Origin of the sequence: Streptomyces sp. NPDC051243 (assembly GCF_044455405.1) — a bacterium.
Taxonomy (GTDB): Bacteria; Actinomycetota; Actinomycetes; order Streptomycetales; family Streptomycetaceae; genus Streptomyces.
Map to the genome: position 1 here is coordinate 229,377 of NZ_JBITES010000010.1, position 19,161 is coordinate 248,537.

Genomic DNA, 19,161 nt, shown 5'->3' on the forward strand with positions numbered 1-19,161 from the left:
AGGCGCGCTCCTCAGACGCCGGTTCGGATCTTTGAGCCCGTCCGGCGTTTGAGGACGTGGCCATTTCGGGGCCGAAGCGGGGGTCTGGGGGCGGCAGCCCCCAGGAACGGTCACCGACATGCACCGGCACCATAACCCCGCTCAACCGCCGGAGGCTCCGCGCGGGCCAGGGCCTTCGTCAGGCCGATGAGGGCCGACTCGCTGGTGGCGTCGAGCGTTCCGCCGGGGCCCGGCACGCGCTGGGTCGTGCCGGTGCCGACGGTGATGATCCTGCCCCCGGCGGTCATGCGGGCGGCGGCCGCCCGGGAGGCCGGGAAGACGCCCCGGACGTTCACCGCGAGGACCCGGTCCACGTCCGCGAGCGATAGGGCTCGCCGACGGGCCCAGGACGCCCACGCCGGCGTTGTTGACCAGCACGTCCGGGCCCCCGAGCGCCTCGGCCGTACGCCCGACCGCGCCGGCCGCCTCGTCCGCGTCCGCGGCGTCCGCCCGCAGGGCCACGGTCCGCCGCCCCGGCGCCTGAACGGCCCGTACGACCTCCTCGGCCGCCTCCCGCCGTTCACATAGGTCGGGGCGACGTCCGCGCCCTCTCGCGCGAGCCGCAGCACTGTCGCCGCGCCGATGCCCCGGCTGCCGCCGGTGACCGGGGCCGCCTTGCCGCGCAGGGTTCCGGTCACGTGAGTGGTTGTCGTCATGGGCCCATCCCAGCTCGCCTGGGCGTTGTCCGGCGTCTGACAGGTCGGTGATCAGCCCGCCCTGGGCGGAGCGGTTCAGGGAGGCGAAGGTGGCGAACCGGACGGACCGGCGGCCGTGCCGCTCGGTCGCCGAGGCCGGGAACGCCGCGGTCGTGGCCAGCGCCGCCCCGGCGAGTGAGACCAGCGCGGTACGGCGGGAGAGGGATCCGGTGGAGCGGGAGTGGGATCCGGTGGGGTGGGAGTGGGGCCCACACTCCGCAGTCGTGGCGGGGCTGGGTGTACTCCTCCGCCGGTTCCAGCCGGTCCAGGGCGTGCCCGACCAGGGTCTCCCTCGCCCTCTGGGAGCGGGGCGAGGAACTGGCCAGGGTCTGCCGGCGCGGGCTGGACGGGACGCTCGCGGGCGCCGAGGTGCCGGCGGCGAACGGACACCGAGGTCCCGGGGCGGCCGGACCGTGCACGGCGACGCGGCCAGGGCCCGGCGGGGCGGCGCGCGGCCCACCGATGAGTTGCGGGTGCCGACGGGGTCTGAGGTGATGACAACAGACCGCACACCCGGAAAGAGGCACTCCTCATGGGCAAGCTCGTCTCCACCCTCTTCGTCACGCTCGACGGCGTCTACCAGGCACCCGGCGGCCGGGAGGAGGACACCCGCGGCGGCTTCGAGCACGGCGGCTGGGTCTTTCCGTACGCCGACGAGGACTTCGGCCAGTTCATCAACGAGGTCTTCGCGCGTCCGGGAGCCTTCCTCCTCGGGCGCCGTACGTACGACATCTTCGCGTCGTACTGGCCGAAGGTGACCGACCCCGCCGACCCGGTCGCGTCCCAGCTCAACGCCCTCCCGAAGTACGTCGCCTCCTCGACGCTGACGGACCCCGAGTGGGCCGGCACCACGGTGATCAGCGGCGACCTGGTCAAGGAGGTCACCGCCCTCAAGGAGCGCACCGACGGCGAGCTCCAGGTCCACGGCAGCGGTGCCCTCGTCAGGTCGCTGCTGGCCCACGACCTCGTCGACACCCTCCATCTGCTGACGTTCCCGGTCGTGCTCGGCACGGGCCACCGACTGTTCGCGGAGGGCGCCGTGCCCACCAAGTTCTCGCTCATCGGTGGCCGCACCACGAGCAAGGGCGTCGCCATCCACTCGTACGACCTGGCGGGACGCCCCGACTACGGCACGTTCGGGCTCCCCGAGGACGAGTGACGCCCGTCCGCCGGCGTTCTCGCACGCCTCCTCATGGAGATCGGGTGAGAACGCCGGGGCGCACGTTAACTTCCCGAAAACTCATCGGACTTGCCGGGAAAATCTCCGCCGTTGTCATTGACATGCCACTGTCTACGCGCGTCATCATGAAGCCATGAGATTCCCCCCACGAATCACCCGCATCGGCGCCGCGGCAGCCGTCCTGTCCGCCCTCCTCGTCGGAGGCACCGTCACCGCGACCCCGGCGGCCGCCGCGGTCGGCAGCATCTGCTACGGCGACCTGCCCTCACAGGCCCACGACACGCTGCAGCTGATCGAGCAGGGCGGCCCCTACCCGTACGAGCAGGACGGCACCGTCTTCCGGAACCGGGAAGGCATCCTGCCCAGCCAGCCGTCCGGGTACTACCACGAGTACACGGTCATCACGCCTGGCTCCTCCACGCGCGGAGCTCGCCGGATCGTCACCGGTGAGGAGAACCGGGAGGACTACTACACGGCCGACCACTACGCGTCGTTCGACCTGATCAACTACGGCTGCTGAGCCCTCGAGGTCACCTCGCCGCCGACGAGCGGCGCCATCGGCCGGAAGTCCGGTCCGCGCTCAGCCGGACTTCCGGCTCTCGGCGGCGGCGAACAGCGCGAACGCCAGCACGAGCAGTGCGACGCTCGCGTAGATCTCGAAGCCGTCGAAGAAGCCGAGCCGTTGGACAAGGCCCCAGTCCCAGTCGGTGAACTCGTTCACCAGTCCCACGATGCCCTGTATCAGGGCCATGACTCCGAGGAACTCCAGCAGCTGCTTCATGCCATGACTCTCGCCCCGCGGACCCCCCACGCAAATCGGCCGCGGGGCGAGCCATGTGCGACGGAAGTCCACGTTCCGGCCGGCGCGCCGCGACCAAGGTCGCCGATCCCGCGACTTTGGTTGTCGATCAGGCGCGCGGGGACGCGTCGGGGCCTGGCGCTGCGTAGATTTGTCGACCGTGAGTCGTGACAACCAGGTGTCCGCACCGCAGGCGTTCGCGGGGCGGCGCTGGCTGCTGCCCTCCGCCCTGATCAAGGAGTTCGACCCCGACCCCTCCGGGCGGCGGCCCCGCCGCACCGCACGCGACTGGGTGGTCGACTTCTCCTGCTTCCTGCTCGCGGTGTTCGTCGGTCTGCTGGCCGCGGACACGATCAAGGACGAGAACCTTCCCGACGGCTACGCCGCCTTCGATCAACTCCTCGGCGCGCTCTCCTGCGCCGCGGTGTGGCTGCGGCGCCGCTGGCCGGTCGGCTTCGCCGTCGCGATGGTCCCGGTCTCCCTCGCGTCGAGCACCGCGGGCGGCGTGAGCCTGGTCGCCCTGTTCACGCTCGCCGTGCACCGGCCCTTCCGGTACGTGGCCTGGGTGGGCGGGGCGTACGCCCTGCTGAACCCCCTGTACTTCCTGTTGCGCCCGGAGCCCGACCTGTCGTACGTCTGGGCGGTCGTCCTCGTGTCGCTGCTGACCGTCACGGTGGTCGGCTGGGGCATGTTCGTCCGTTCCAAACGGCAGCTCATGCTGAGCCTGCGCGACCGCGCCCGGCGCGCCGAGACGGAGGCCCGGCTGCGTGCCGAGCAGGCGCAGCGGCTCGCCCGTGAGGCCATCGCCCGGGAGATGCACGACGTCCTCGCCCACCGGCTGACCCTGCTCAGCGTGCACGCGGGCGCGCTGGAGTTCCGGCCCGACGCCCCCCGCGAGGAGATCGTGCGGGCGGCCGGCGTCATCCGGGAGAGCGCCCACGAGGCCCTCCAGGACCTGCGGGAGATCATCGGCGTGCTGCGGGCGGGCGAACCCGACGACGCCGGCCGTCCGCAGCCGACCCTCGCGGCGCTGGAGGCGCTGGTCACCGAGTCCCGCGAGGCCGGCATGAAGGTCACCCTCGACCAGCGCGTCACCGACCCCGCCGCCGTGCCCGCGTCCGTCGGCCGCACCGCCTACCGCATCGCCCAGGAGGGCCTGACCAATGCCCGCAAGCACGCCCCCGGCACCGAGGTCACGGTGACGGTGACCGGCGCGCCGGGCGAGGGCCTGTCCGTGGCGGTCCGCAATCCCGCGCCCGAGGGCGAGGTGCCGCATGTGCCCGGCTCCGGACAGGGCCTGATCGGACTGACGGAACGGGCCACACTGACGGGCGGCCGGCTGGAGCATGGGCCGACCGCGGACGGGGGCTTCGAGGTGCGGGCCTGGTTGCCGTGGGGGTGACGCCGGTGGTCCGGCGGCGCGGCACCCGATGGGCGCCTGGGCGGGGGGCCGTTGGCCCGCCCTTTGCGGTACCGGGGGTTCTGGATCCATACGCGCGTGCGTGCGTCTCATGAGCCACGCGCGTGTCGCGTCTCAGGGGCTGCGCGCGCCTGGGTCTCCGGGACCGACCGCACGTGCGTCTCGGGAGCCACGCGCGCGTGCGTCTCCCGATCCATCCGCCCTGGCCGGCGGCGCGCGTGCGGCACGGGATCACCGGGATCACCTCGTGTGCCCGAAGGCCGCACTCCACCCCGTCCGGCACCTCCACGCCGAACAACCGTGATTACGTAAGGCACATGACTGCGATCAGACTCCTCCTCGTCGACGACGACCCGTTGGTCAGAGCCGGACTGTCCTTCATGCTGGGCGGCGCCGGCGACATCGAGATCGTCGGAGAAGCGGCCGACGGCGCCGAGGTCGAGGCGCTGGTCGACCGCACCCGCCCCGACGTGGTCCTGATGGACATCCGGATGCCCTCCGTCGACGGGCTCACGGCCACCGAGCGGCTGCGCGGCAGGCAGGACGCCCCGCAGGTCGTGCTGCTGACCACCTTCCACGCCGACGAGCAGGTGCTGCGTGCCTTGCGCGCCGGAGCCGCCGGGTTCGTGCTCAAGGACACCCCGCCCGCCGAGATCGTCGACGCCGTGCGCCGTGTCGCGGCCGGTGACCCGGTCCTGTCGCCCACCGTGACACGCCAGTTGATGGACCACGCGGCCGGCACCGCGGCCGACACCCGCCGCACGCGCGCGCGTGAGCGGCTCGCCGTGCTCAACGACCGCGAGCGCGAGGTCGCCGTCGCGGTGGGCCGGGGTCTGTCCAACGCCGATGTCGCCGCGGAGCTGTTCATGAGCGTCGCCACCGTCAAGACCCATGTCTCCCGCGTCCTCGCCAAGCTCGACCTCAACAACCGGGTGCAGATCGCCCTGTTGGCGTACGACGCAGGACTTCTGGAGGAAGTGGAGGACGACGGGCACTAGAGGGGTTTCCCGCGCGTTGTCGGAGTGGTGGGAAGGGGAGGGGCATGACTGACGTGATCGACCTGGGGGAGTTCGGGGGAGAGGGGTTCCGCGAGAACCCACATCCTGTGTACGCGCGTCTGCGTGACCGGGGCCCCGTGCACCGGGTCCGGCTGCCCGACTGGCAGTCCGAGGTCTGGCTGGTCGTCGGGCACGAGGAGGCACGCGCGGCACTGGCCGATCAGCGGCTGTCCAAGGACGGTGCCAAGATCGGCCTGAAGTCGCTCGAAGAGGAGCTGATCGGGAAGAACCTGCTGGGCACCGATCCGCCCCAGCACACCCGACTGCGCGGGCTCATCTCACGCGCCTTCACGATGCGCCGCGTGGAGGCACTGCGCCCGAGGATCCACCGGATCACCGACGACCTGCTCGACGCGATGCTGCCGCGGGGCCGCGCCGACCTCGTGGAGTCGTTCGCCCACCCGCTGCCGCTCACCGTCATCAGCGAACTGCTCGGCGTGCCCGAGATGGACCGCGTGGAGTTCCGCGAGATGTCGACGGAGGCGATAGCGCCCACCACCCCGGGCAGTGAACTCGAGGCCTTCACCCGCCTCGGGGCGTACTTCACCGATCTGATCGAGGACAAGAGGTGCGCCGGCCCGAGCGGTGACCTGCTGAGCGACCTGATCCGCACCACGGCCGAGGACGGCGACCGGCTCTCCCCGGACGAACTGCGGGGCATGGCCTTCATCCTGCTGATCGCCGGCCACGAGACGACGGTCAACCTCATCACCAGCGGCGTCCACGCCCTGCTCACCCACCCCGGTCAACTAGCCGCCCTGCGCGCCGACATGACTCTCCTGGACGGCGCGGTGGAGGAGATGCTGCGCTACGAGGGCCCGGTGGAGACGGCGACGTTCCGGTATGCCGCCGAGCCCCTGGAGATCGCCGGCACCCCCATCGAGAAGGGCGAAGCGGTGATGGTCGGTCTCACCGCGGCCAATCGTGACGGTAGCCGCTATGCCGCTCCCGACACCTTCGACATCCGGCGCGACTCCCGAGGCCACGTCGCGTTCGGCCACGGCATCCACTTCTGCCTGGGCGCACCCCTGGCCCGCCTGGAGGCCCGCACGGCGATACGTTCCCTGTTGGAGCGCGCCCCGGACCTGGCCCTGGACGGCCCGCCGGGGGAGTGGCTGCCGGGGATGCTGGTACGGGGGATGCGGAGTCTGCCGGTGCGCTGGTAGCCGAGCGGGTGCGCCGAGGCCCTGCGCGCAGCCTTCACAGTGCCGCGGTCGCAGACCCGCCAGGGATCTCCGCGAGTGCGACCGGTCTTCGCTCGCGCCTCGACAGCTCGCACGCCTCCGAGATCCGCAGCGCCTGCAGGGCCTCCCGCCCGTCGCAGGGGTTGGCCCGCTCCCCGCGGACCACCTCCACGAACGCGTTCAGCTCCGCCTCGTACGCCGGCCCGAACCGCTCCAGGAACCCCGACCACGGCTTGTCCGCCGCGGGCGGCCCGGTCGGCTCGGTGGACGCGATCGGCGTACGGTCGTCCAGCCCGACCACGATCTGGTCCAACTCCCCGGCCAGTTCCATGCGAACGTCGTACCCGGCGCCGTTCAGCCGCGTCGCCGTGGCCGTGGCGAGCGTGCCGCCGTCCAGCGTGAGCACCGCCGCCGCCGTGTCGACGTCGCCGGCCTCACGGAACATCGCGGGGCCGGCGTCCGACCCGGCCGCGTACACGTCGACGACCTCGCGCCCGGTCACCCAGCGCAGCACGTCGAAGTCGTGGATCAGCGTGTCCCGGTAGAGCCCACCGGACAGCGGCAGCCACGAGACGGGCGGCGGCGCCTGGTCGCTGCTCAGCGCCCGCACCGTGTGCAGGCGCCCGAGCCGCCCCGAACGCACCGCCTCGCGTGCGCCCACGTACCCCGCGTCGAAGCGGCGCTGGAAGCCCATCTGCAGAATCGTCCCGGCCGTCTCCACCTCGCCGATCGCCTGCAGCGTGCCCGGCAGATCGAGCGCTATGGGCTTCTCACAGAACACCGGAAGCCCCGACCGTGCTGCCCGACCGATCAGTTCGGCGTGGGCCGACGTCGCTGTGGTGATCACCACAGCGTCCACGCCCCACCGGAAGATCTCGTCCACGCCGGGCGCCGCCGTCTCGCCCAACCGGTACGCCAGGGCCTGGGCCCGCGCGCCGTCCGCGTCCGTGAGGATCAGGGAGCCGACGTCGCGGTGGCGGCTGAGCGTGTTGGCGTGAATCGTGCCGATCCGGCCCGTACCGATGACCCCGATGCGCATGGAAACAAAGTGCGGGTTCAGTGCGTACGCTGTCAACGCGTATGTCAGGACAATCGAACTACACTACTTCCCGTCAACAACGCGTAGAGCTACGCTCGGCCCGTGCCGAAACCAGAAGTGGACCCGACCGTGGAACTCGAGCTCAGTGTGGACCGGAGCAGTCCGGTGCCGTTGTACTTCCAGCTGTCACAACAGCTCGAGGCCGCGATCGAGCACGGAGCGCTCACCCCCGGCAGCCTGCTGGGCAACGAGATCGAACTCGCCGCACGCCTCGGCCTGTCCCGGCCGACCGTCCGCCAGGCCATCCAGTCGCTCGTCGACAAGGGCCTCCTGGTGCGCCGTCGAGGCGTCGGGACGCAGGTCGTGCACAGCCAGGTCAAGCGACCGCTGGAGCTCAGCAGCCTCTACGACGACCTGGAGTCGGCCGGCCAGCGCCCGGCGACCAAGGTGATCGTCAACACCGTCGTCCCCGCGTCCGCCGAGGTCGCGGCCGCGCTCGGGGTGGCCGAGGACAGCGACGTGCACCGGATCGAGCGGCTGCGCCTCGCGCACGGTGAGCCGATGGCGTACCTGTGCAACTACCTGCCGCCCGCCCTGATCGACCTGGACACCGCACAGCTGGAGGCCACCGGTCTCTACCGTCTGATGCGCGCCGCCGGGATCACCCTGCACAGCGCCCGCCAGACCATCGGCGCCCGCGCGGCCACCGCCGCCGAGGCCGAACGCCTCGCGGAGGAGGAGGGCGCCCCGCTGCTCACCATGCAGCGCGTGACGTTCGACGACACGGGCCGAGCGGTGGAGTACGGCACGCACACGTACCGGCCGACGCGGTATTCGTTCGAGTTCCAGTTGCTCGTCCGGTCCTGACGGGGGGCATCGGACCGGCGGGTACGTAGCAATGTCAGGACAAAAGAACGTCCCTTGCGTGCAACGCCGCTCAAGGGGCGCGGGGCTGTACCGATGCGCGGCTCCGCCGCGTGGGCGCGACAAGCCACATGCAACCCGCAGCCGGCGTACGTCATGAGCCACCCCTGTTCCCCGGTTCGGCACCCAGCGTGAGCGTGCGGCACAATCGGGCCTGATGAGCACCTACCGCGACCTCGCGTTCCCCGCCCGGACGGGCAGCGCCCCCATCGGCTCCCGCCGCGCACCAGCGCTCCGCACGGTGGGCACCCGGGAGCGCCGCTCTCACCTGACCGCACCCCGCGTGCCCACCGTCGGCATCGACATCGGCGGCACCAAGGTGATGGCGGGTGTCGTGGACGCCGACGGCAACATCCTGGAGAAGCTCCGCACGGAGACCCCGGACAAGTCCAAGAGCCCGAAGGTCGTCGAGGACACGATCGTCGAACTGGTCCTGGACCTGTCCGACCGCCACGACGTGCACGCCGTCGGCATCGGAGCGGCCGGCTGGGTCGACGCCGACCGCAACCGCGTGCTGTTCGCGCCGCACCTGTCCTGGCGCAACGAGCCTCTGCGCGACCGCCTGGCCGGCCGGCTCGCCGTGCCCGTCCTGGTCGACAACGACGCCAACTCCGCCGCCTGGGCCGAGTGGCGCTTCGGCGCCGGCCGTGGCGAGGATCACCTCGTCATGATCACGCTGGGCACCGGCATCGGCGGCGCGATCCTGGAGGACGGGCAGGTCAAGCGCGGCAAGTACGGCGTCGCGGGTGAGTTCGGGCACATGCAGGTGGTCCCCGGCGGCCACCGCTGCCCGTGCGGCAACCGCGGCTGCTGGGAGCAGTACAGCTCCGGCAACGCGTTGGTGCGGGAGGCAAAGGAACTGGCCGCTGCGGACTCTCCGGTGGCGTACGGGATCATCGAGCACGTCAAGGGCCAGATCGGGGACATCACCGGCCCGATGATCACCGAGCTCGCCCGCGACGGCGACGCCATGTGCATCGAGCTGCTGCAGGACATCGGCCAGTGGCTCGGCGTCGGCATCGCCAACCTCGCGGCCGCCCTGGACCCGTCCTGCTTCGTCATCGGCGGTGGCGTGTCCGCCGCCGACGACCTGCTGATCGGCCCCGCACGGGACGCCTTCAGACGCCATCTCACCGGCCGCGGCTACCGCCCCGAGGCCCGTATCACCCGGGCCCAGCTCGGCCCCGAGGCCGGCATGGTCGGCGCCGCCGACCTGGCCCGTCTGGTCGCCCGCCGCTTCCGCCGCGCCAACCGGCGCCGGGTCGAGCGCTACGAGCGCTACGCGCGGTTCGCGGAGGCCCGCCGCTCGGAGGGATCGGCCTGACCGTGACCGTACCCCGCCAGGGCGACTCCCCGGACGAGCCGCAGCAGCCCACCGAGGACCGTCGCCACATGATCCGCCGCAGGGCGCTCACCCTGCTCATCATCGTGCTGCTCATCGGCGTGCCCGCCGGCTATCTGGTGATCTCCGCCAACCAGAGCCGCGAAAGCGGCAAGGACAAGGAGGAGAAGTACTCCGCGACCGGCCTCACCCCGCACTGGCCGTCGAGGGTGCAGCGCCGCCTCTACCAGGTGACGATCCCGCTTCCGTCGTACAACGTCGGGTACTACGAGACGAACAACTGGCGGACCAGCAGGCTCTACGTCCAGTTCTCGACCAGCGACGAGAACCTGGACGCCTACCTGGCGACCATGGGCCTCACCAAGAACGACCTCAAGCGGGACGACATCGCCATCGGCGCCCGCGACCAGAAGATCACCGGCTGGGACTTCAAGGGCCCCGGCCCTTGGTACGGCATCGTCCACAAGCAGAAGGACCCGGCTCCCACTCACGACATCGTCGTGAGCATGGCCGACCCGGCCAATCCGTTCGTGTACGTCGTCTCGCGCACGGTGCCGTGACGCGGCGCGTGTCGTAGCGCGGCGGGTGCCGTGATGCGGCGGCTGTGCAGCGCCGCGGTGCCCTGATGCGGCCGGTGTGTGGCGTGTCGGGGCCGGGACGGGCCGGGATCGCGATCCGGCGCCGGGGCCGATTGTCAGACCCCGCCCGTAGAGTCGAAGACGGTTGATCCGACTCACGGGCGGGAGGTGGCAGGACGTATGAGCGACAAGGCCGTGCACAGCGGCGGCACAGCGGTGGCGGAGCGCGCGGGGGAGGCCGTCCCCGTCCGGCTCGCCGCCGTCTTCCTGCCCGCGCCCCTGCCGCGCGAGGGGCGGATGGCCTTCTGGGACCCCGAGGGCGGCCCGCTGCCAGGCGTGGACACCGAACTCACCGTCGTACGCCGTCATGGCGCCGGAGCCCGCCGCAGGACCACCCCCGCGCTGTCGTTGCCGCTCGGCGAGGCGCTGCCCCTGCTCGTGCGGGCCCGCCGCGACCCGGCCGCACACCCCGCCACCGCCTGCTGGGGCGCGGCCGCGCTGCACGCCCTGCGGCTCACCGCGCGCGGCCGGCTGCTGCCCGGCCTCACCCCCTCCGGCCACGACGCCTGGCGCGCCGGCCCGCTCGACCCGGACGACATCGCACACCTGCGAGCGGTCGCCGCGGCCCTGCCGTACGAAGGCCATGCGGTCCCCCTCACCGGCCCGGGCCCGTTGCGGCTGCCCGAGCCGGAGGCGCTGATGCGCTCCTTCCTGGACGCGGTCGCGGACACCCTGCCCCGCACCCCCGCCGCCCCGCACGTCTCGGGAAGGCCGTTCGCCGCGCGCGCGGCCCAGCGTCTGCCCGACGCGCACGAATGGGCGGCCGAGGTCGCCGCGGGCATGGACGCGGGCGTGCGGATCTCCCTCCGACTGGACCTGTCGGCCTACGACCTCTTCGACGACGGCGGTGCCGGCGTACGCAGCGCGGGCGCGGCGATCGTCCAGGTGCACAGCCTCGCCGACCCCACCCTGGTGGTCGACGCGGCCGCCCTGTGGTCCGGCGAGGCGGACGCGGCGTTCGGGCCACGCGCGCGTGTGGACGCGGCGCTGGCGGTCCGGCGCGCGGCCCGGGTGTGGGCGCCACTCGACCGGCTTTCCGAGCAGGACGCGCCCGACGTACTGGCCCTGTCCGACGAGGAGTTGGGCGACCTGCTGGGGGTGGCCGCGACCCGGCTCGCGGCGGCCGGGGTGGCGGTGCACTGGCCCCGGGACCTGGCGCAGGACCTGAGCGCGGCCGCGGTCGTACGGCCCGCGCCCGGCTCGGCCACCGACGGCACCGGCTTCTTCGAGAGCGAGGAACTGCTCCAGTTCCGCTGGCAGTTGGCCATCGGCGGCGACCCGCTCACCGAGGCCGAGATGGACGCGCTCGCTGAGGCGCACCGCCCGGTCGTCCGGCTGCGGGACCGCTGGGTACTCGTCGACCCGGGCCTCGTCCGCAAGGCCCGCAAGCGCGAACTGGGCCTGCTCGACCCGGTCGACGCCCTCTCCGTCGCCCTCACCGGCAGCGCGGAGGTCGAAGGGGAGACCGTCGAGGCGGTGCCCGTCGGCACGCTGGCCGCCCTGCGTGATCGCCTGACGGCAGGGGTACGACCGGCCGAACCGCCACCGGGACTACGGGCGACCCTGCGGGACTACCAACTCCGGGGCCTGGCCTGGCTGGACCTCATGACGTCCTTGGGGCTCGGCGGCTGCCTCGCCGACGACATGGGACTGGGCAAGACGATCACGGTCATCGCCCTGCATCTGAAGCGCGCCCGTACGGCTCCGACCCTGGTGGTCTGCCCGGCCTCGCTGCTCGGCAACTGGCAGCGGGAGATCACCCGTTTCGCGCCCGGCGTCCCCGTCCGCCGCTTCCACGGCCCCGACCGCACCCTGGAGGACCTCGACGGCGGCTTCGTCCTCACGACGTACGGCACGATGCGATCGACGGCGCCGACCCTGGCACAGCACACCTGGGGCATGGTCGTCGCCGACGAGGCACAGCACGTCAAGAACCCGTACTCGGCGACCGCGAAGGCCCTGCGCACGATCCCGACACCCGCGCGCGTGGCACTGACCGGCACACCGGTCGAGAACAACCTCTCCGAACTCTGGGCCCTGCTCGACTGGACGACCCCCGGCCTGCTCGGCCCCCTGAAGTCCTTCCGCGCCCGGCACGCGCGCGCCGTGGAGAACGGCGAGGACGAGGAGGCGGTGGCCCGGCTCGCCCGGCTGGTCCGTCCCTTCCTCCTGCGGCGCAAGAAGTCCGACCCCGGCATCGTGCCCGAGCTGCCGCCCAAGACGGAGACGGACCACCCGGTTCCCCTCACCCGTGAACAGGCGGCGCTCTACGAGGCGGTGGTGCGTGAGTCGATGCTCGCGATCGAGACGGCGGAGGGGATCGGGCGCAGGGGCCTGGTCCTGAAGCTCCTCATGTCCCTCAAGCAGATCTGCGACCACCCCGCGCTGTACCTGAAGGAGGAGCCGGCGGCGCCCACCGAGCGACTGGCCGCCCGCTCCGGCAAGTTGACGCTGCTGGACGAACTGCTGGACACGGTGCTGTCCGAGGACGGCTCGGCGTTGGTCTTCACGCAGTACGTGGGGATGGCCCGGATGATCGCCTCTCACCTCGCCGCCCGGGCGGTCCCGGTCGACCTGCTCCACGGCGGCACGCCGGTCCCGGAGCGGGAACGGATGGTGGACCGATTCCAGAGCGGCGCGACGCCGGTCCTCGTCCTGTCCCTGAAAGCGGCGGGCACCGGCCTGAACCTGACCCGCGCGGGCCATGTCGTCCACTTCGACCGCTGGTGGAACCCGGCCGTGGAGGAACAGGCCACCGACCGCGCCTACCGCATCGGCCAGACCCAGCCCGTCCAGGTGCACCGCCTCATCACCGAGGGCACGGTCGAGGACCGCATCGCGGAGATGCTGGAATCCAAGCGCGCCCTGGCCGACGCGATCCTCGGCACCGGCGAGTCCGCCCTCACCGAACTGACGGACCGTGAACTGTCCGACCTCGTGTCGTTGCGGAGGGAGTCATGAGCGGGGTTGAGGAGTGGGGGAGGTCTGCGGGCGGGGACGCGGGGGTGCTCCGTGGCGGTGAGACGGGGATGGCGTCCGGCGGGGACGCCGCGACCGGGGCAGGTGGGGGCGCAGGGATGGGGGCCGGGGAGGCCGGGACCGTGGCTGAGGGCGCGGGGGTGGCGGCTGGCGGCGACGTGGAGAAGGTGGCCGGGGAGGAGCGGGGGACGGCGGCTGAGGGCGTGGGGAGGGCGTCCGGCGGGGACGCGGCGATGGGGGCCGGGGAGGAGCGGGGGGCGGCGGCTGAGGGCGTGGCGAGGGCGGCTGGAGGGGACGCGGCGATGGGGGCCGGCGAGGAGTGGGAGACGGCGGCCCTGGAGGCGCAGACGGTGACCGGGCAGGTCGGGACCGGGGCCGAGGAGGCGGGGGCGGCGGCCGAGGAGGCGGGGATGGCGGCTCACGAGCTGCCCGCGGACTCCAATGCGACGGCTGACGAGCCGAGCCGATCGGGCAACCCCGAGCCCCGACCGGCCGATGCTGCACGCCGGGCGCTGCGGGCTGCGCGGGAGCGGCGGGAGGGGGAGCCGGGGAGGACCGCCGGGCGTGGGTCGGGGGCGAGGAGAGCGGGCGAGCGTGGGGCGCGGTCTCGGGGAGCGGGCGAGCTCGGGTCGCGGTCTCGGGGAGCGGCGGAGCACGGGTCGGGTTCCGCTGAGGTGGGTGTGCGTGGGGCGATGTCTGCGCGGGAGACGGAGCATGGGCCGGTGTCTCCACGGGAGGTGGGGCGTGGGCCGGTGTCTTCCGAGGCGGCGGGGCGTGGGCCGGTGTCTCCCGGGGAGGTGGAGCAAGGGCCGGTGTCTTCGGAGGCGGCGGGGCGTGGGCCGGTGTCTCCCGGGGAGGTGGAGCAAGGGCCGGTGTCTTCGGAGGCGGCGACGCAGGGTTCGGCGCAGGTTGTGTCCGGGGGGCGGGGGTTCGCGTCGGCGGGGTCGCACGGGCCGAGTTCGGCGTCGGCTGTGTCGGATGGGCCGAGTTCGGCGTCGGCTGTGTCGGATGGGCCGAGTTCGGCGTCGGCTGTGGCCCGTGCGGCGCTGCGGCGTGCGGCAACCCAAGCCGCAAGTGCCGGTTCCGGTGCCGGTGCCGGTTCTGGTGCCGAAGCGGACGCGGGTGCGGGGACTGGCGCCGAAGCCGACGCGCGTGCGGTAAGTGGTGCCGATGCGGATGTGGATGCCCACCGGGCCGATGCCGTCGAGGGAGCCCCGACGGACGTTTCCGACACCGTGTCCCGCCGGCAGCATGCACGTCCCGCGGACGCCGCCCGTGAAGCCCTGCGCGCTGCCCTGGAGGAGAAGCGGCGGGCCCAGGCGGACGCGGCTGACAGGGGAGCCGAGAACACGCGACGGTCGCGCCGAACCGCACCGACCGGTTCCGGGGGCCGACGAGGCGCAGGTACTGGTGCTGAGGGCCGGCGAGGCGTGGGCACCGGTGGTGAGGCCCGACGCGGCGCGGGCACCGATGCCGAGGGCAGGCGTGCCCGGGATGTGCGGAGCTTGCTCGCCGGTGCCTTCCGGATGCCGCCGCTGGATTCGCCCTCCGGCGCCGACCCGAGGACGACCCCCGAACCGACCGCACAGCGGCAGAACCAGCCGACGAGCCCCGCCTCACTCCCACCTTCACCTCCGGCTTCCCCCGCACCTTCCCCGGAGTCCACGGCGCCCCTGCCGTCCACCGATCCGGGCTCACTCGAGGGAGAAGAATCCACGCGTCCCCGGCGTCCACCGTCAGCGGGTCCTCGCCAGGCCCGGCCGATCCCACCGCGCCCACACCCCGCCATCACCCCCACCCGCACGCCCGCGCCCACGGCGTTTCCTCACCGGCCCCCGCCGACGTCGTAGCCCCCACCTCACCCCCCACCCCCACCCCCACCCCCATCCCTGACCCCGCCCCCGAGCGCGCCTCTCCCGCCACACCCCAGGTCCCGCGCTCCATGGCGGCCCCCGGCCGCGACGGTGAACTCCGGCGTACCTTCCCCGCCTTCGCGCCCCGTCCCTCCGGCGACGACGACCGCTTCGCCGAGACCTGGTGGGGCAACGCCTGGGTGACCGCTCTGGAGGAGGGTGCCCTCGATCCCAAGCGGCTGGCCCGCGGGCGCGGTTACGCGCAGCAGGGCCATGTCGACGCCATCACGGTGACGCCGGGGCTGGTGCTGGCGTATGTGCGGGGCAGCCGGCCGCGGCCGTACCGTGTGCAGGTACGGCTACGGACGCTCGACGACGCCGACTGGGCTCGGTTCCTGGACACCGCGGCCGACCGGCCGGGACACATCGCCGCGTTGCTCGACAAGGAGATGCCCGAGTCCCTCGCCGAGTGCGGCGTACCGCTGCTGCCGGGCCCCGGCGACCTCGACCCTCACTGCAGTTGCCCCGACCGCGGCCATCCCTGCAAGCACGCCGCCGCCCTCTGCTACCAGACCGCACGCCTGCTGGACGCCGACCCCTTCGTCCTGCTCCTGCTGCGCGGCCGCGGCGAACGCCAACTGCTCGACGCCCTGTCCCGCCGTAACGCGGCCCGTGCGGCCCGTGCGGCCCAGGAGCGTGAACCGGCGCCTCTCCCGGGCGTGCGAGCCACCGACGTCCTCGCGCCGGACCGCCGGCTCCCGCCCCTGCCGACGCCGTTGCCCGTCCCCGCGCACCCGGAGCAGCCCCCGGTCTATCCGGCGGCACCCGGCGGCCCGGACCCCTTCGCGCTGGACCAGCTGGCGACCGACGCCGCCGCCCGCGCCCACGCCCTGCTGAGCACCGGCCGCGACCCGGTCGCCGAGCTGACCCTGTGGCAGGACGCGGTCCGGCTCGCCGCCGCGCGCCCCGGTTCCGGCCTCACCGCCGCCACCCGCGCCCTGTACTCCTCGCTCGCCTCCGCCGCCGACCGCACCCCGGCCGAGCTGGCCCGCGCGGTCGCCGCGTGGCGCCAGGGCGGCCTGGAGGGGCTCGCCGTGCTCGAAGAGCCCTGGGACCCGCCCGCGGGCCGCTTCGACCGGGCCCGCCCCCTCCTCCTCGCCGCCGACCTCCCCGCGTTCCGTCCGTGGCGCAACCGCCTCACCCACCCCCGCGGCCATCTCCAACTCCGACTGGGCCGCGACGGCCTCTGGTACCCGTACGAGTCGGAACCCGGCCACGACGACTGGTGGCCCCACGGCACCCCCGACCTCGACCCGGTCGGAGCCCTGACGGGCCTGGGCGCCTCACCGGAAGCCTGAGCGCCCCCTGCCTTCCAGTACCGCTTCGACGGCCCGGAAGACGCCCCGGCCCGGGGAGTGTGGGGATGAGAGCAGCACCCGGGACGGGAACTCTCCACGACGGAGCAGCCCGTAGCCCTTCGCCCGCGAGAATCCCAACGCCTCGGAGGCGTCCTCAACGCTCCCTGTTCGGTCCCGGGCGCTCTGTTGCTCATCGGTCGGGCGAGGCGAGGAGCCCGGTCACGAGCCGGTGCGCGTAGGCGGCGTCGAGCCCGCCCGGGCCGTGACGGTAAACACTGTCCAGGCGTTCGCCGTTCGGTGTTCATTCCCTCTTCGAGGGGTCGGCGGGAGAGGTTCAAGGCCAGGCGGGAGTCAGCCTCGGCCATCCACGGAGGCCCAGAACTCGCTCAGTGCCTTCGCGCCCTGCACGGGGTCCTGGACCATCCAGAAGTGACCGGCATCCAGGACCCGCACCTTCGCGCCCAGATCGCGGGCGACCTCGCGAGCCACCTCCTCGTCGTCGAACGGGTCATCGGACGGGACGAGGACGAGGCCCGGCGCTTCGGTCCTGGTGAGATCGCTGCCCCAGTCCGCGAAGGGATTGGGCAGCGCGGAGCGGTACAGCCCGAGGATGGACTGTCCCATCGTCTCGTCGAAGGCCTCGTGCAGCGCCAGGGCGTGACGCTCCGGCACACCGAGGGACCGGAGTTGCCCCGCCGTGCTGCCCGGCTCGTCCACCGACGCGGCCCGTGCACGCTCGTTGAACGCCTCGCCGTCGCGCGGCGTCTGCCAGATCTGCGCTACGGGGTGCCAGACATAGTCGGCGTGCATGATGCTCGAGCAGTCGGTGACCCAGCTGCGCAGGGGCACGTCGTACGCCGTGACGACCCGGTAGGTGAGCAGGGCACCCCAGTCGTGGCCCACCAGGTCGACAAGGCCGGGGACTTCGCGCAGCGCCTCGGTCAGCCAGCGCGCGTATTCCTCCTTGCTCCCCCCGAATCCCTCCGGTACCGGGGCACCGAAACCGGGAAGCCGAAGGGCCACGCTGTCGGTTTCGAGTCGCTCACGCACGTCCTGCCAGATGTCGGCTGTCTCGGGAACCCCGTGGACGAATACGACGGTCATGTGGATTTCCTCCTCCTGGTGCAGAAGTCCACAGGCTCCCCGTGACGACTGCTCAGTCGACAGACCGGATCGCTGCTCGTTGTGCCTGTGCACGACCTTCGACTGCTCATCCTGCGGCTTCGGGCGTTTCGCCTGTGAGCACGGCCTCGGCCAACCGTCGGGCGATGTCAGCCGGTGAGGCCGGCCGCCCGCGAACCCCGCTGCACCGGCACACCGTCCGGGACCGCCTGAGCCAACTCAGCGGCTTCTTCCGCCGCCTGGACGAATGGGACGCCGTCGACCGTCCGCCCCCGCCAACTGGTCTTCGACAGCTACTTCCCATCGCAGAAGAGCCGCTGCCCCGCTTCCTCGACGACGCGGCGGCCGCCAAGCTGCCGGCCGCCGCCCGCCAGGGCCTCGATCCGTTCGCCCGGCCGGCCATCGAGATCCTCGCCCGCATCGAGTCAGCCGTCCGCAAGGGCGCCGAGCGGGCCGTGACTCGTGCTATAGGCCCGGATCGCCGACCGGATCGTCGCCGACGAGTACTTCGCCGTCTCGGAGAAGGTCGAGCTCTCTACGACGCCCCGCGTCAGCTACCGGCCGACGCCGAAGGCTCGGCCAGGATTCCGCCACCGGCTGATCCCGGCACGTGAACGGCAGGCCGCGGCCGCTGATGTCGGTGTCATGGTTCTGCTCTCGGCAGACTGGCCGACCCGGACATCAGAATCTGCCAGGGTGACCGCATGGGGAAGAACATGACGGTGCGTCGGCTCGATCTGGGGTACTTCATCCGGCCCGCGTCGGAGACCGGCGGCCCGCAGCCGCGGGTCGAACCCGTGCTCGCCTACCTGGTCCAACACGAGCAGGGCCTGATTCTCTTCGACACCGGCATCGGCAATGCGGACCCCGAGACCGAAGCCCACTACCGGCCCCGACGTCGGGACCTGCGGGAAGCCCTGGCCACGGCCGGAGTTGCGCTTGACGACATCTCCCTCGTCGCGAACTGCCATCTTCACTTCGACCACTGCGGCGGGAACCCTCTCCTGGGCGGCAAGCCCGTCCTGGTCCAGGACGTCGAGCTGGCCACTGCCCGCAACGGCGACTACACCTTCGACGGACTGATCGATTTCCCCGCCGCGTCCTATGAGGAACTAGTCGGTGAGGCCGAGGTCTGGCCGGGCGTCTGGATCGTTCCGACACCAGGGCACACCCAAGGGCATCAGTCGCTGGTCCTCCAACAACACGAGGGCACGGTGGTCCTCGCCGGCCAGGCGCACGACTTCGCTTCCCATTACGCGTCCGACCAGCTGGCCCGCCAAGCGGCACTTCACGGCGTGGAACAGCCTCTTCCCGCCTACCAGCACTGGCTGGAGCGACTCGCCGACTTCGACCCACGACGCGTTCTCTTCGCCCACGACTGCTCGGTCTGGGAACCGCCACAGAGCACTTTCCAAGGCCAGGTGCACTCGGGCTCGCCGCTGTGGAGCACCTGAAGCAGGGACGTGGTGACACCCCCGCACACTGCGGCCGATGCGAAGCACGTGGCACGGGAACCTCCCTTGGCCGAAGG

The 19,161-nt window shown here is 72.6% G+C and carries 15 protein-coding genes and 2 pseudogenes; 13 read left to right on the top strand and 4 right to left on the bottom strand.

Annotated elements, in window-relative coordinates:
• Positions 1 to 149 precede the first annotated feature (149 nt).
• A pseudogene (locus tag ACIBAG_RS26140) lies at positions 150 to 695 on the bottom strand (SDR family NAD(P)-dependent oxidoreductase); the annotation flags it as partial.
• 327 nt (positions 696 to 1,022) lie between these two features.
• Between ACIBAG_RS26140 and ACIBAG_RS26145 the strand changes: the two are divergent.
• The 3 genes and pseudogenes from ACIBAG_RS26145 to ACIBAG_RS26155 all read left to right on the top strand — a co-directional run.
• Positions 1,023 to 1,095: pseudogene (locus ACIBAG_RS26145) on the top strand (exodeoxyribonuclease VII small subunit); the annotation flags it as partial.
• A 171-nt stretch (positions 1,096 to 1,266) separates the two neighbouring features.
• On the top strand, positions 1,267 to 1,893 hold the full coding sequence (locus ACIBAG_RS26150) for a dihydrofolate reductase family protein (RefSeq protein ID WP_399108020.1): 627 nt from the start codon (positions 1,267 to 1,269) through the stop codon (positions 1,891 to 1,893).
• A 154-nt stretch (positions 1,894 to 2,047) separates the two neighbouring features.
• Entirely contained in the window at positions 2,048 to 2,434 is a 387-nt protein-coding gene (locus tag ACIBAG_RS26155; RefSeq protein WP_399108022.1) for a ribonuclease domain-containing protein, read from the top strand.
• A 60-nt stretch (positions 2,435 to 2,494) separates the two neighbouring features.
• On the opposite strand, the gene ACIBAG_RS26160 is transcribed toward ACIBAG_RS26155, so the two are convergent.
• Complete coding sequence (locus ACIBAG_RS26160) at positions 2,495 to 2,695, bottom strand: hypothetical protein (RefSeq protein WP_399108023.1); 201 nt, start codon at positions 2,693 to 2,695, stop codon at positions 2,495 to 2,497.
• 178 nt (positions 2,696 to 2,873) lie between these two features.
• On the opposite strand from ACIBAG_RS26160, the gene ACIBAG_RS26165 reads away from it, so the two are divergent.
• The 3 genes from ACIBAG_RS26165 (at position 2,874) to ACIBAG_RS26175 (ending at position 6,357) form a co-directional block, all read left to right on the top strand.
• Entirely contained in the window at positions 2,874 to 4,115 is a 1,242-nt protein-coding gene (locus ACIBAG_RS26165) for a sensor histidine kinase (RefSeq protein WP_399108025.1), read from the top strand.
• Positions 4,116 to 4,450: 335 nt separating this feature from the next.
• Positions 4,451 to 5,131: a response regulator gene (locus tag ACIBAG_RS26170; protein WP_399108027.1), complete on the top strand. Its 681-nt coding sequence runs from the start codon at positions 4,451 to 4,453 to the stop codon at positions 5,129 to 5,131.
• A 44-nt stretch (positions 5,132 to 5,175) separates the two neighbouring features.
• Positions 5,176 to 6,357 carry a cytochrome P450 gene (locus tag ACIBAG_RS26175; protein ID WP_399108029.1) on the top strand — a complete coding sequence of 394 codons (1,182 nt, stop codon included), beginning with the start codon at positions 5,176 to 5,178 and terminating at the stop codon, positions 6,355 to 6,357.
• A gap of 34 nt (positions 6,358 to 6,391) precedes the next feature.
• On the opposite strand, the gene ACIBAG_RS26180 is transcribed toward ACIBAG_RS26175, so the two are convergent.
• Complete coding sequence (locus tag ACIBAG_RS26180) at positions 6,392 to 7,414, bottom strand: Gfo/Idh/MocA family oxidoreductase (protein ID WP_399108031.1); 1,023 nt, start codon at positions 7,412 to 7,414, stop codon at positions 6,392 to 6,394.
• A 129-nt stretch (positions 7,415 to 7,543) separates the two neighbouring features.
• Here ACIBAG_RS26180 and ACIBAG_RS26185 point away from each other — a divergent pair, with 129 nt between their 5' ends.
• From ACIBAG_RS26185 to ACIBAG_RS26205, 5 genes are all read left to right on the top strand, one after another.
• On the top strand, positions 7,544 to 8,281 hold the full coding sequence (locus ACIBAG_RS26185; protein WP_399108315.1) for a GntR family transcriptional regulator: 738 nt from the start codon (positions 7,544 to 7,546) through the stop codon (positions 8,279 to 8,281).
• A gap of 214 nt (positions 8,282 to 8,495) precedes the next feature.
• Positions 8,496 to 9,662, top strand: coding sequence for an ROK family glucokinase (locus tag ACIBAG_RS26190; protein ID WP_399108032.1), 1,167 nt, complete (start codon positions 8,496 to 8,498; stop codon positions 9,660 to 9,662).
• Complete coding sequence (locus ACIBAG_RS26195; RefSeq protein ID WP_399108317.1) at positions 9,659 to 10,240, top strand: sugar kinase; 582 nt, start codon at positions 9,659 to 9,661, stop codon at positions 10,238 to 10,240. Before ACIBAG_RS26190 ends, ACIBAG_RS26195 begins: the two co-directional genes overlap by 4 nt.
• Before the next feature lie 198 nt (positions 10,241 to 10,438).
• Positions 10,439 to 13,279, top strand: a complete 2,841-nt coding sequence (locus ACIBAG_RS26200; protein WP_399108034.1) for an SNF2-related protein — start codon at positions 10,439 to 10,441, stop codon at positions 13,277 to 13,279.
• Between the two features lie 1,960 nt (positions 13,280 to 15,239).
• Positions 15,240 to 16,508, top strand: coding sequence for an SWIM zinc finger family protein (locus tag ACIBAG_RS26205; RefSeq protein WP_399108036.1), 1,269 nt, complete (start codon positions 15,240 to 15,242; stop codon positions 16,506 to 16,508).
• A gap of 351 nt (positions 16,509 to 16,859) precedes the next feature.
• On the opposite strand, the gene ACIBAG_RS26210 is transcribed toward ACIBAG_RS26205, so the two are convergent.
• Positions 16,860 to 17,612 (bottom strand): alpha/beta fold hydrolase, encoded by a 753-nt coding sequence (locus ACIBAG_RS26210; protein ID WP_399108038.1) that lies wholly within the window; start codon positions 17,610 to 17,612, stop codon positions 16,860 to 16,862.
• Between the two features lie 164 nt (positions 17,613 to 17,776).
• Here ACIBAG_RS26210 and ACIBAG_RS26215 point away from each other — a divergent pair, with 164 nt between their 5' ends.
• Together ACIBAG_RS26215 and ACIBAG_RS26220 are read left to right on the top strand one after the other, a co-directional pair.
• On the top strand, positions 17,777 to 18,244 hold the full coding sequence (locus ACIBAG_RS26215; protein ID WP_399108039.1) for a hypothetical protein: 468 nt from the start codon (positions 17,777 to 17,779) through the stop codon (positions 18,242 to 18,244).
• Between the two features lie 90 nt (positions 18,245 to 18,334).
• Positions 18,335 to 19,084, top strand: a complete 750-nt coding sequence (locus ACIBAG_RS26220) for an N-acyl homoserine lactonase family protein (protein WP_399108041.1) — start codon at positions 18,335 to 18,337, stop codon at positions 19,082 to 19,084.
• Positions 19,085 to 19,161: the final 77 nt, after the last annotated feature.

What these genes read in the sequence shown, in the direction of transcription:
- ACIBAG_RS26155 (WP_399108022.1), top strand. Translation starts at nt 2,048, where the DNA reads ATGAGATTCCCCCCACGAATCACCCGCATCGGCGCCGCGGCAGCCGTC.
- ACIBAG_RS26150 (WP_399108020.1), top strand. Translation starts at nt 1,267, where the DNA reads ATGGGCAAGCTCGTCTCCACCCTCTTCGTCACGCTCGACGGCGTCTAC.
- ACIBAG_RS26215 (WP_399108039.1), top strand. Translation starts at nt 17,777, where the DNA reads ATGTCAGCCGGTGAGGCCGGCCGCCCGCGAACCCCGCTGCACCGGCAC.
- ACIBAG_RS26210 (WP_399108038.1), bottom strand. Translation starts at nt 17,612, where the DNA reads ATGACCGTCGTATTCGTCCACGGGGTTCCCGAGACAGCCGACATCTGG.
- ACIBAG_RS26175 (WP_399108029.1), top strand. Translation starts at nt 5,176, where the DNA reads ATGACTGACGTGATCGACCTGGGGGAGTTCGGGGGAGAGGGGTTCCGC.
- ACIBAG_RS26170 (WP_399108027.1), top strand. Translation starts at nt 4,451, where the DNA reads ATGACTGCGATCAGACTCCTCCTCGTCGACGACGACCCGTTGGTCAGA.
- ACIBAG_RS26190 (WP_399108032.1), top strand. Translation starts at nt 8,496, where the DNA reads ATGAGCACCTACCGCGACCTCGCGTTCCCCGCCCGGACGGGCAGCGCC.
- ACIBAG_RS26200 (WP_399108034.1), top strand. Translation starts at nt 10,439, where the DNA reads ATGAGCGACAAGGCCGTGCACAGCGGCGGCACAGCGGTGGCGGAGCGC.
- ACIBAG_RS26180 (WP_399108031.1), bottom strand. Translation starts at nt 7,414, where the DNA reads ATGCGCATCGGGGTCATCGGTACGGGCCGGATCGGCACGATTCACGCC.
- ACIBAG_RS26205 (WP_399108036.1), top strand. Translation starts at nt 15,240, where the DNA reads ATGGCGGCCCCCGGCCGCGACGGTGAACTCCGGCGTACCTTCCCCGCC.
- ACIBAG_RS26160 (WP_399108023.1), bottom strand. Translation starts at nt 2,695, where the DNA reads ATGAAGCAGCTGCTGGAGTTCCTCGGAGTCATGGCCCTGATACAGGGC.
- ACIBAG_RS26220 (WP_399108041.1), top strand. Translation starts at nt 18,335, where the DNA reads ATGGGGAAGAACATGACGGTGCGTCGGCTCGATCTGGGGTACTTCATC.